The 11,776-nt window shown below is 64.3% G+C and carries 8 protein-coding genes; 2 read left to right on the top strand and 6 right to left on the bottom strand.

The features are described 5' to 3' along the window. Window positions 1-423: M10 family metallopeptidase C-terminal domain-containing protein (locus CVM52_RS12110; protein ID WP_205964948.1), on the top strand; the 423-nt coding region annotated here is incomplete at its 5' end. A 92-nt stretch (window positions 424-515) separates the two neighbouring features. Continuing rightward, window positions 516-1,754: a cytochrome P450 gene (locus CVM52_RS12115; protein ID WP_100162759.1), complete on the top strand. Its 1,239-nt coding sequence runs from the start codon at window positions 516-518 to the stop codon at window positions 1,752-1,754. A 1,034-nt stretch (window positions 1,755-2,788) separates the two neighbouring features. Here CVM52_RS12115 and CVM52_RS26890 read toward each other — a convergent pair. The 6 genes from CVM52_RS26890 to CVM52_RS12140 form a co-directional block, all read right to left on the bottom strand. Further along, complete coding sequence (locus CVM52_RS26890) at window positions 2,789-2,947, bottom strand: hypothetical protein (protein ID WP_172720990.1); 159 nt, start codon at window positions 2,945-2,947, stop codon at window positions 2,789-2,791. Window positions 2,948-3,248: 301 nt separating this feature from the next. Next, on the bottom strand, window positions 3,249-4,118 hold the full coding sequence (locus CVM52_RS12120; protein ID WP_100162760.1) for an ASCH domain-containing protein: 870 nt from the start codon (window positions 4,116-4,118) through the stop codon (window positions 3,249-3,251). Between the two features lie 24 nt (window positions 4,119-4,142). Further along, window positions 4,143-7,271, bottom strand: coding sequence for a DEAD/DEAH box helicase (locus CVM52_RS12125; RefSeq protein ID WP_100162761.1), 3,129 nt, complete (start codon window positions 7,269-7,271; stop codon window positions 4,143-4,145). Next, entirely contained in the window at window positions 7,264-8,619 is a 1,356-nt protein-coding gene (locus CVM52_RS12130) for an EH signature domain-containing protein (protein WP_100162762.1), read from the bottom strand. The genes CVM52_RS12125 and CVM52_RS12130 overlap by 8 nt, the downstream gene beginning before the upstream one ends. Further along, the gene (locus CVM52_RS12135; protein ID WP_100162763.1) at window positions 8,616-9,710 is read right to left on the bottom strand and encodes an OmpA family protein; all 1,095 of its coding nucleotides are present in this window, start codon (window positions 9,708-9,710) and stop codon (window positions 8,616-8,618) included. Before CVM52_RS12135 ends, CVM52_RS12130 begins: the two co-directional genes overlap by 4 nt. Beyond that, a complete protein-coding gene (locus CVM52_RS12140; protein ID WP_133119835.1) occupies window positions 9,707-11,767 on the bottom strand; it encodes a hypothetical protein in 2,061 nt (686 codons plus the stop codon). The genes CVM52_RS12135 and CVM52_RS12140 overlap by 4 nt, the downstream gene beginning before the upstream one ends. Window positions 11,768-11,776 lie beyond the last annotated feature (9 nt).

Here is an 11,776-nt window from a genome sequence, read left to right on the forward strand (position 1 = left end):
GATACGCTGAGCGGCGCCAAGGGGAGCGACGTTCTGCAGGGCGGGGCTGGCGCCGACAGGCTGGAGGGTGGTCGTCACCGCGACACGCTGATCGGCGGCGCCGGGGCCGACCGGCTGACCGGCGGGCAGGGCGCCGATGTGTTTGTCTATCGCGACCGCGCCGAGGCGGCGCTCGGCGGCAAGACCGAGCGCATCACCGATTTTTCCAGCGGCCTTGACCGGTTGGACCTGTCGGGCCTGCAGGGGCCGGCGCTGGCGCTGATGCTGAACGGCGATCACGCCAACGGATCCCCGAGCGTGGCCACCGTCTTGGCGGGGGCGGACACGCGGGTGACGGTGGATTTGAACGGCGATGGCAGCGCCGACATGCTGATCCTGCTGCTTGCGGTCGAAACTCTGCAGGCCGGCGATTTTATCCTCTGACCTCCCTTCGATCCGGCGTGCGGGGGGCACGGATTGACAGCCTTGGCATTCTCGGGGAGGGTCGGCCCGGTCCTACGAGACGGGAGGCGAGTATGGGCGAAATCCTGGCCGAACAGGCGCGGGAACTGGCGCTGGGGTTTGACCTGACCGCGCCGCCGATGGCCTTCGTGGTCGATCCCTTTCCGGTCTACGACGGGCTGCTGGAACACGCGCCGGTGCTGCGCCAGCCAGACGGGTCGGTGCTGATCAGCCGGCACGCCGATCTGGATCGCATATATCGCGACACCACGCTGTTCTCGTCGGATAAAAAAACCGCCTTCGCGCCGAAATTCGGCGTCAGTTCGCCGCTTTATACCCATCACACCACCTCGTTGGTGTTTTCCGACCCGCCGTTGCACACCCGCGTGCGCAAGATCATGACCTCGGCGCTGACCCCGCGCGCGCTGCAGCGGATGGAACCGGGGCTGATCGCGACGGTGGATCGCCTGATCGCGGACATGGCCGACCGTGACGGCGCGGTGGATCTGATCGCCGATTTTGCCGCCGCCATCCCGATCCAGATCATCGGCAACCTGCTCGACGTGCCGATGGCGGAACGCGCCCCGCTGCGGGACTGGTCGCTGGCCATCCTGGGCGCGCTGGAACCGACGCTGAGCGACGCGCAGCTGGCGCGCGGCAACCGCGCGGTGACCGAGTTCTGCGCCTATCTGGAAGACCTGGTCGCCCGGCGCCGGGACCGGCCCGGCGACCCCGAGACCGATGTTCTGACCCGGCTGATCCATGGCGAGGATGGCGATGGCCGGCTGAGCGAGGTCGAGTTGATCCAGAACTGTATTTTCATCCTGAACGCCGGGCACGAGACCACCACCAACCTGATCGGCAACGGTCTGGCTCTGCTGCATGATTATCCCGACCAGCGGGCCAGGCTGCTGGCCGATCCCGGCCTGATCGCCCCGGCGGTCGAGGAGTTCCTGCGCTTTCGCTCGCCCAACCAGCTGGGCAACCGGGAAACCACCGCCGCGGTCGAGATCGGCGGCGAACGCATCGCGCCGGGCACCAACCTGCACCTGTGCATCGGCGCCGCCAACCGCGACCCGGCGGTGTTCGACCACCCCGGGAGTTTGGACATCGCCCGCAAGCCCAACCGCCACCTGGCCTTTGCCGGCGGCCCGCATGTCTGCGTCGGGCTGACCCTGGCGCGGATGGAGGGCCGCATCGCCATCGCCCGGCTGCTGGCCCGCTTTCCCGACTATCGCATCGGCGAGGGCCGCGCCCTGGGCGGCCGCCTGCGCTTTCGCGGCTATGACCGCTTGCCGGCGGTGCTGGCTTAGATGCCGGTCTTTCCGACCTGGGCTTTGCCAAGGAAAAAGGGCTTAGCGAACTCTCGCTAAGCCCTTGAAATCTTTGGCTCCGGCGGTAGGGGCCCCTCCGCGCAGCCAAGTCCCCTTGATTCCAAAGGAATTTCCGACGCGGCAGTGCACCGGTTCCGGAAAGACTCCAAGATGTGCCCGGAGTCGTGGCGTACTCCGGGCACCAGATCAAGCACTAACCGCCGCGAGGATTGGTAGACTGTGGATGCACTTTGCCCGCTCAGATTTTTTGGCGAAGGCAAGGTCCGCCAGCTCCGTCGCCGGCGAGACGTTCCTATGTTGACTCCAAGGTTGTGATATATTGCCAGTTCGCCAGTCAGTCCCATCTCTTTCTTCGCTCCGGCCGAACACCGCCGCCGCGCAAGCGGCTGAGAGGAACAGAACGACGGTTTCCAGTCATGGGTCGACGTCTCGATGAGCCGCCAAACAGGCGATTGATAGATAGGGTTCGGCCGGTCCGCCGCTCGACCCATCTCGGTTCCTACGGTCGAGATGCTCGTCGTGGCGGCGCAGTTTCCCTGAAGAAGCCACTCACGAACGCGCGCAGCAAGGGTCGGCGGCTCAAGGTCCACCATACACCGAGGAAGAGCATTAACCCCGATCTGCATTTTTCATTTTGAGGTCTGAGATCAATCTCCTGAGCATCAGACAGGAGACACGACATGAAGAGCACTGTTCACTGCGACCTAATCGACCGGACTTTTGCCGGTCCCTACGGAATTCTGCCTCTCGCAGGCTACCTGCGAAGGAACGGGAGGCGTTGGGTGGGCAGTGCTCTTCCGCCAGACATGAAGAGAGGGCCTCAAGGACAGTGCTTTCGAAACGCTTGGCAGTTGAGCCCTTCGCATGGACTTCCCTACTGCGAAGGATACGGGTGGGATGTTGAATTGGGTGCGCTTCCGTTCCCACATGCCTGGAACCTCTGCCGCTCGTCTGGACGCGTCATCGACACCACATGGGCCATAGGCAGAAGAGCGGTTTATCTCGGCATCGAACTATCGCCGAAGCAGCTGATGAAGATCATCGATTCGACCGAGTGTTTCGGGGTCCTGCAAGATGGCCGACGGGATGCCCTTGAAATCGTCGAGCATACCCTTGGTTTGAAGCCGATACCGGTTGACGCGGGCGAACGCTGCCCAAAGGGTGAGCGCCACGCAGATCCCCTCCTGCCACGCTGACGCTGGCAGTGCGCGTCCTTCTATCGAGGTAAGGGACCCGAGTTTGACAAGGTGATGGTCATGCCTTCCTCCGCAGCGTGCCCAATGGGCAGCGACGAGGTCGATCAGGCCATGGCTGAAGAAGCCCGGAACCTCTACGTCGCGGGAACGCGGGCAATTGAACTTCTTTTATTACTGCGCGGCACCCGCGAGGCCGCGTGGCTCTGCGCGAAGCCTCGCAGGCAAGATGGGCCTACGCGGATCTCGTAGAGGGGCGTCTGCTCTGACGTTTGCCGGCTCACAGCTCCGGCTTACGTCGTTCGAGACGCACGCTGATACGATACGGACCCGTTTCGGTGAAGATGACAACGTCGTTCTCTCTCGCTCCGGATGTCGCGAAGAAACGTCGGACCCATCCCCTGGCGCGAAAGATCGACTTCGTCCCGTCGATGTCTGTCTTGGCAGTTTCGGGGCCGCCCCAATCGATTGTTAGATCGCGCGGTGCGGCCTCCGCCTTGTTGGAGCCCCCAATCACCTCTCGAGGAAATGCATGCATGAGGGGTGACAGCTTAATGTGGTTGTTGCGGATGTTTCCGCCGCTCAGGACGCTCTGCCCAAGAACCTTGTGCTTGCCCTCCGGCAATTGTGAGGCCTTTCCAGCCCCTGCCGCGGTGCGACGAACAGCATCGCCTGCCTGGTCGGAGGCGGTCGACAGAGGCTTGGAGTGGTCTATCGAGCGGCTCGGGGGCGGCAGCATGTCGTTCGACTGGTCCTGGAGCGCGATGTAGCCCGAAAGTTTCTGGCTGACGTCAGGCGAGAGGGTGACCCAAGTGACAGCACCGGCTTTGTGTTCGTACTGGACGGGACGCTCGAGCGAAATGACGTTCGCCAGCTTCCAGGGCACAACCCACTTCGCGATTTCGCCACGGCGGATCATGTCAACGGGGATGCGGTGGTGATCGAAATTTGCGATCATCTCGGCCTGATCCAGAGCCCTGCCGCAGTCCACGAGCCGGGCGAGCCCCACGACGGTGCCACTTCCCTTTCGGATGAGGCCGAACCAGCCGCGAACCGACGTCGCTTGTGAACGCATTTCCCAGTCTTTCCGGCCGTCGAGTATATGCCCGATCCAAGGATCAGCGATGATCAGGCCGCGCGTTACGGTCATCTGAGGTCTTCCTTGATGTCCTGCTCACGGAAGCTCGTAGGAGCCATCGGCGAGGGGGGAGACGGGCGCGATACCGTCGCGCCGAAATTGTTCGGCCATTATTTCGGATATCACCCCATGTTGACCGCGTTGTTGCGAGGCTACTGCCTCGGTCAGGCCTGTAACATCGGACTTGCTGTCACCCATCGGCCAGAGCGCCTTTTCAGCCAGCCGACGCTTGCGCTGCATGAGGCTTTGAAGCAGGCCATCGAAGCTCTGTGCCCCCAATTCAGGGTGAAGTGCCATCGGGATATGCACAGAGACCGGCCGCGTCTGGCCGATGCGGTGGACGCGGTCGTTGCACTGTTCCTCCACGGCCGGATTCCACCAGCGTGACAGGTGGATCACGTGGGTCGCCGCCGTCAGGGTCAGGCCGGTGCCCGCGGCCTTGGGGCCAAGGATCAGCATGTCGAAGCCGCCATCAGCGGCAAGGTGCCGCTGGAAGCGGTTGACGATCTCCTGCCGTCGCGGGATCGGCGTGTCGCCGTTGATCACGTCGATCCGGTCGAGCCCGAACATGTGGCGCATGATCTCGGCAAAGCGGAACTGCATGTCGCGATGCTCAATGAAGACCAGCACCCGTTCGCCCGCCTCACGGATGCGGTGCAAGACGTCGATGACCGCCCCGAGCCGGGCGCTTTTCGCGATGAATTGGTCCGGCGGTGTCGGCCCGGTATCTCCGGGATGGACCGAGACCGAGCGGATATGGTGCAGCATCTTGAGGGCAGCGCCGGGCCCGCCATTGGCCAGCTTCACCTGCGCAAGATCGTAGGCGTCGGCCTGCACCTTCGGCATCAGGCGCGGGTGGAGGAACCGCCGCTTCCTTGGCAAGTCGCGGGCGACCTCGTCCTTCAGGCGGCGCAGACCAAGAGGGGGCCTCTGCCCGCGCGGCCGGAACACGCGGGCATGGAGATCAGTCATGGTCTCGGTATCCGGCACGGCATAGCGCTCGCGGAACTCTGTCCCCGAGCCGAGGCACCCGGGGGCGATGCGGTCCATGATCGTCCAGAGGTCGATGGCCGCGTTCTCAATCGGGGTGCCGGTCAGACCGAGCCGGAAGTCTGCGTTCATCGCCTCGACAGCCCGCGAGGCCAAGGTGTTGCGGTTCTTGATGTTCTGGATCTCGTCCATAACCATCGCCGAAAACGGCACACTCCCGAGGGAGTGCTGATAGTTGGCCAACGTCGTGTAGGTGGTCAAAAGCCAGTAGCGATGCGCGCGTCCGTCCTCGAAGGCCTCGTCCAGCCAGTCGAGGTCGAGCTGCGGCAGGCCCGTCTCGGTTTCCGTCCCCCGGGCGTTGCTGCGCTTCTGGGAGCCGAGGGAGCCGCCGTAGAGCCGGATGAGCGTGCCGAAGCCGCGTCCTTCCACGTGGCTCTCCACCTCCTGCTCCCAGTTCCGCAGCAGCGAGGTCGGCGCGACGATCAGGATCGGGCCGCGGTTCGCCGCGGCGGGCTGCTTCATGTGCTCCTTGAGCCAGGTCAGGAAGGCGATGGTCTGCAATGTCTTGCCGAGACCCTGTTCGTCGGCGTTGAGGACGCCGGGAAGGCCCGCCTGCCAAGCCGCCAGTGCCCAGTCGAAGCTTGCGAGCTGGTGCTGGTGAAGCGGCGTGCGGACCGCCCCTGGCAGGGTGGGGGCGATAGTGGGCACCCGGGGGGTGAATTGCGCCTCCCAGGACAGGTCTTCGTAATTGTCGAGCGTGTTGAGGATGATCGGGCCATCCGCTTCTGCAGTCTGCTCGGGTTCCTCCTCTGGTTCGCCTGCGCCTTCCAGCCTTTCCCGCCGCTCGATTTCTCCCTCGACGGCGGCCAGACGGGCCGGGGTGACCTCGACGCTTTCGCCATCGATCTCGGCCGGCGTGTCGCCACCCGTTTCGAGAACGGTGGCCATGTGCTGCCGGAGGCTTCGCAACTGCGCGTCGGGCATGGCCTGGATCGCATCGACAAGGTGCTGTGCGAAGGCCTCGGGCAGCCACGTGGTGCCGCTGCCCTCGATCGGATCCTTGGGGCGTTCGAAGATGACCACCCCCGTCACCCGCTCCGAATATTCTCGGGTTTCCACAAGCCCCGGCCCGGCGATCGCCTCGACCATCTCCTCCTGCTCGGCGGGGTCGAGCCCGTCCAGGGCGCCTGTGTCCTGCAAGTGCCGGTTCACCGCCTCGGTGATGAAACTGCGCGGGTTCTTGATGAAGGCCTGCCGTTCCGCGCGCGGGGCATTCTGGGCGCGGGCCAGTTCTTCAAGCACCGGCGCTGCGCCGCGGTCGATTACCAAATAGGAATTGTTTCCCAGCTGGAATGCGGGCCGCGGCCCGCGCGCGTGCAGGCGGTGCTGGAACACGGCGAGCGCCTCGCCATCGAGTTCCGCGTCCCGTTCAGAGATTTCGTCGTCGCTGATACCGGCGCCATCCAGCCGTTCGGAGGAATAGGGCAAGATCTCAAACTGTCCCATCGAGGCATCCGGGGTGATCGAGAACCGGTCAGCGATTCGCACCTCCAGACCGCGCAGAAAGGCGGTCATCGATAGCTGCGCCATCTCGCGATTGGCGGGCATCTCGGGGTTGATCACGTCCTCCGGCTCGATCGCGCGGCGGAATTCGGCGAGGGCTCTCCAGTGATCCTCAACCGGACGCGTGGCATCGAAGGTGTCGGCAAGGTCCAGCGCCCGCTTCATCCAGAGCGGCAGCCGTCGCGGTCCATCGGCGGTTTGCAGGATCGCACCGCTGCGCCTTGGATGCTCCCGTCGGCCATGGCGAGACCATTCGTAGTGAAGCCGGAAGTCCGCACTGCCGAGCACGCCGGTCACATCGGTCTTCAGCACAAGGTCGATGGCGCGGGGCAGGCCAAGGGCTTCGGCCGCCGGGGCGGACAGGCTGGCGGCCGCGTCATGGGAGATGCGCAGGTGATCCGGTGCGACAGTCACCTCATCGGGATGGGTGTCGCCCCAGGCCCGCAGGTCGCCTATGGCAAAGAGCAGGTCCCGGTCTTCCGGTGCCAGCGCGGTAAAACTCCGGGCCGTTTGCTTGGCCATCAACTTGGAGAGCAGACCCTGCTTTGCCGGCGGGAAGCGGATCTCGATGGCGTCGCCCGTGATGCTGTGGACGGGTTTTGTCTCAGACATGCTGCAAAACCCACTGGGACCAGCTGGGAATGGAATTGTGCGGTTTCGAGTTGGGCGAAGCCCGCATGATGTCGTCGCAGTAGTATTCACGCTCGTAGAGCTTGGGAGCCCTTCGGTCGTCCGCGCGGAAGATGTGGGTCTTGTAGCTGTGGCAGCCGTCCACGACGATCTTGTTGCCGATGCGCATGATCAGCAGCGAGGTGCTGCCTCCGCGATCCAGTTGGCGTCCGAAACGGCGGTTCATGTCCGTCTTGCCCCCGCGCAGAAGGTTCTGCTGCGCATAGCGCCGCGCGTCCGATCCAAAAGCGACCCAGGCTTCGTCGATCATCCTGTCGTGATAGAGCTTCAGCCAGAAGTCCCGGCGTGGCGGCCACATGGGGCTATTCTGCGTGGCGGTGACCATGTCGCAGAAGAATTTCATGTCCTGATGGGTCAGCCAGCGCAGCAGAACGGCGCGCAATCCGTTGTCGAAACCCGACCAGATGCCACCCGCATGCAGGCGGGGATCATTCCAGGCCTTAATTATCGCCTCGCTCAGTTCGTTGCGCAGCGAGTCAGGCGGGTTGCGTTCGCGCCACGGGGCCAGCAGCGCTTCCACGGCGGGACCGGCGCCAGCCTGAAGAACGGGTCCGTTTTCGGGAGTCAGCCAGTTGAAGAGCTTCCGACGGGCCTCGGCTTTGTCGAGGTTGGGAGCGAGGCGTTCGACGAAAGTCTTCTGCGCCGCCTTGGCAAGGCCCGAGGTATGGGGGCTGTTGAGGCCAATGGCCTTCAGGTGCGCGTAGGCGTCGTCAGCGTCTCGCATGATGCGGGCCAGGGCAATGGGCACGGCATCCGGGCGGAACAGCTCGGGCAGGGCGGCCATGAGCTTGCGATGTCGAGCGCCAAGGTCGTCGCTTCGTTCAGCCAGCGCCTTGGCAAGGTGCCGTGTGTGATCCCGCCCCGGCGCGAAGCTTTCGATGTAGACGCCGACCATCCCGTCGAGAAAGGCGCCGGGCTCTCGCGTCGCGATTTCTGTGAGGTAGAATTCCCGGACGGGAAAGAGATCCTGGCGCGACCGTCGCTCTTCGTCGAAGACCGCTACTGCCGCCGAATTGACACGCTGCGTAGTGATATTCGTCCAGTCCCACTCCGAAACCCTTCGCAACATCTCCTTGGCCAATCTCTCTCGGTCACGGTCCTCTGGCGTGCGGACGGCATCGGGCCAACGGGTCAGGATTTCCGCGACCGACCGGCTGACCTGTTTGAGGGACGGGAGGGCCCGGACCCGAAAGGGTCGGCCTCGGTTCAACATCGCACGTGTCGACTCCCGCGGCCGGCTGTCCGGCGAGGTTGGGCCCGCGCCAGTCATCGTTGGTCCTCGACGCTCTCCAACGCCTCGCGGATAACCTCAATCCCGTCCGTATCCTGCGGGGTCACCATGATGAACCGCAGGTCGATCCGGCGATTGGTGGCGCGGCCCTCGGGCGTCTCGTTCGAGGCAACGGGGCGGTCCGGCCCGTAGGCGGCCACCGAGAGCACCGGCTGCCGCTTGAGGTTCTGATGCTGCATGACTTGCTCGGCGGCCTGCGTCATGGCGAAGAAGGTGCTGTTCGCGCGGGCGGCGGACAGGTTGCGATTCACCCGGTCGGTTCCGACGTCATCGGTGTGGCCTTCGATCTGGACCGCCTCGATCATGACAAAGCCGGGATTGCAGTCCGGGTCGAAACGCGAGGCCTCGCCCAGCGTGAAGCAGGGCAGCACCTCGTCCAGACGCTGGGCCAGCCGGGCGACGATCTCGCGCCGATCCCGGGCCAGGTCGGACCTGCCGGAGGCGAATAGTCCTTCGCCCTGGAACCGTAGCGCGTCGGATTCCTCGCTCAGTTCGACCTGAAGATCGGGGAAGTCGGCCCTGATCGCGTCGCGAAGACGCTGTAGGACCTCGCGTCGGGCCTGGGACACCTGCGCGAGGTAGGCCTCCAACGGGTCGATCTTCTGCAGCTCCGCAAGCTGCCGGCGGAGGTCCTCGATCTGCTCGTCCCGTTCGGCGACCTGTTGCAGAAGCTCTCGGATGCGCGCCTCGAGGTCCGCGATCCGGGTGCGTGCCGCTTCAAGCTCCGAGGTCAGTTCGGTCACTTTCGCCCTCTGGACCTCGAGCGCCGTGTTCAGGTCGTTGACTTCAGCCTGCAGCCGTTCGCGTTGCTGCTTCAGCGCCTCGATCTCGGCCTCGAGCCGCAGGATGACTTCGGCACGACTCTGGGCCCGTTCCTGCCACATGTCCCGCTCCGCGATGACCCGGTCGTAGTCCGACCGCGAGACGGCGTCGGGCTCCTGCATCTGGCTGGCAAAGAAGGCGAGCAGGATCATCATTATGAATAGGAAGCCGACCGTCATGTCGGTCATCGAGATGAAGGCGCTCTCTTCCTCCTCCTCGTGGCGCAGCCGCTTCGCCTGCGCCCTCATGCACGCCCCCGTGCCTGCGCAGGCAGGAACGCCTCGGCCTGCTCAACCACGCTTCTGAGCGTCTGGAGGCCGGGGTCGAGGGTGTCGCTCATCTCCTTCACATGATCCTGCGCGGTGCCGAGGGCGGCTTCCAGCTTGGCGTTGTATTCGGTCAGGGCCCGGCCAAGCATCGCGTCGATCTGGTCAAGCTTCTCGGCCTCGCTGGACAGCTGCGCCATGGCGGCGTGGGTGGCTTCGAGTGAGCGGCGGATGCCTTCGCGCTCGTTACCGAGCGCGGTCTGGGCTGTCTCCAGCACATGCGCCGCGTTCTCGGAGACCGAAGCCGAATTCTGCATCAAGGTCTCGGACACGGTTCCGACCAGATCCCCGACCCGGCGCAGGGTGGCCTCGATGCGTTCGTGGGAGGCGCGCAGCGGTTCGGCTGCTGCCGTGAGGTTCTGGCTGGCGGTGCGGAACCCTTCGGACGCGCCGTGGATGGCGTCAGCCCCGGTGTTCAGCCCCTGCGCCGCGCTCTGGGCGCCAGATGCCCCGCGCTGGACCGCTTCGGCCATCGCCTCGAGGCGGAGGCCGATCACTTCCAGCCGGCCCAGCAATTCCTCTCCGATGGTGCTGCCCATGTCGGTGCCGAGCTTGGCAATATCGGCACTCGTCCGGTTGAAGCTCTCGAGCAGCGTCTTGCCGGCGCCCTCGATCGCATGACCCGCCTCAGCGCTGCTTTGCGCCATCCGCTCCCGCGCAGCCTGGCTGCTTTCCTCGCTGGCGCTGGCCAGCGTGTCGCGGAAACCTTCCGCGGCCGCGCGCATCTCCTCTGCCGCGGTTCGCATGGCCTGGGCCCCCTCGCCGGTGTTCTCCCGGATGCCCTCCAGGGTGTCGTTCATGACCGACAGGAGCCTGTCTGCGCCCTCGTTCATCGCTTCGGAGGCAGTTCGACCGCTCGTCGCCACCTCGTTGCGCATCTCGGAGATGGCCCGCGCCATCTGATCGAGGGCTTCGCGCATCCCATCCCCGGCCTGCGCGTTCGTCGTGTTCATCCGATCAACCATGAGGCCGATCCGGTCCGTCGCCTCGCCCAGCGACTCGCTGGCGCGGGTAAGGGCATTGCCGACGGAGTGCGACAGCTGGTCAGACAGGTTGCCGACCAGACCTTCCACGCTGCTCGTCCCCATCGAGGTGACGCGGTCAAAGATCGGGTCCATCTTGTCGGCGATGGCGCCGGTGATCCGGTCTGGCAGGGCCTCCAGCGGTTTCTGAAGCTCCGCGACCATGCCCATGCCGATCTCGCGCAGGTGCTCGCGCTGCTCGGTCGCGGCGCGAAGCTGGCGAAACCCGATGTCCTCGAGACTGACGAAGACGAGGCGCCGCTCGATCCCGATGCAAAGGCGATGAATGGCGGCATCAAGCTTGTTCTGCCGGGTCCTGAGGAGGAAGGTGAAAAGGATCGAGCAGAACAAGCCGACCAACGACATGACGAACTTGGCCGAAGCGATCTGCATGAAATCCCGCATCGCTCCATCCATGCCGTCGGCCCCGACGTCCATTGATTGCGAGAATTGGTGCAGCGCCGCGACGAGGCCCAGGAAAGTCAGCAGCAGCCCGGCCGAGACCAGGGTGTTGGGAAGGATTCGGAAGAAGCCGGGACCGAAACCGAGATCTTCGACGTTGAGGAACGAGGCCGGCCGGATCGAGTTTCGAATGGTAGGCGGCCCATCGATGTCATCTCGCACGACAGTCTCGTTGAATTCGTCAAAGGCTTCCCAGACGGTTTCTCGCGGGCCTTTCTTCGGGAAACTGGACCGTAGTTCATGAATGAGTTCGTCGTGACCTTCCGCGAAGGAACGAATGTCCGGGTAGGTCCGGATCTTTTTGTCCAGAAATTGAACTGCATTCAGTTGGCGACGTGTCCTAATTAGATACCACACCGCGAGAAAAATGGTCATCAATGCCAAGATGCCTGCAATCTGACCAGGCCGACTATCCGACAAAGTCAATGCTTCCGCCAGGGCTATGATACCATCTTTAAGGTAGAGGCCAGACAGCTCGCCGAATTCGTTTAGCAATTAGAACTC

Origin of the sequence: Pseudooceanicola lipolyticus, from assembly GCF_002786325.1 — a bacterium.
GTDB classification, from domain to species: domain Bacteria; phylum Pseudomonadota; class Alphaproteobacteria; order Rhodobacterales; family Rhodobacteraceae; genus Pseudooceanicola_C; species Pseudooceanicola_C lipolyticus.

Bases quoted from the DNA above. Each gene is read 5' to 3' on its own strand.
- CVM52_RS12120 (WP_100162760.1), bottom strand. From the start codon at position 4,118: ATGACCGTAACGCGCGGCCTGATCATCGCTGATCCTTGGATCGGGCAT.
- CVM52_RS12115 (WP_100162759.1), top strand. From the start codon at position 516: ATGGGCGAAATCCTGGCCGAACAGGCGCGGGAACTGGCGCTGGGGTTT.
- CVM52_RS12130 (WP_100162762.1), bottom strand. From the start codon at position 8,619: ATGACTGGCGCGGGCCCAACCTCGCCGGACAGCCGGCCGCGGGAGTCG.
- CVM52_RS12135 (WP_100162763.1), bottom strand. From the start codon at position 9,710: ATGAGGGCGCAGGCGAAGCGGCTGCGCCACGAGGAGGAGGAAGAGAGC.
- CVM52_RS12125 (WP_100162761.1), bottom strand. From the start codon at position 7,271: ATGTCTGAGACAAAACCCGTCCACAGCATCACGGGCGACGCCATCGAG.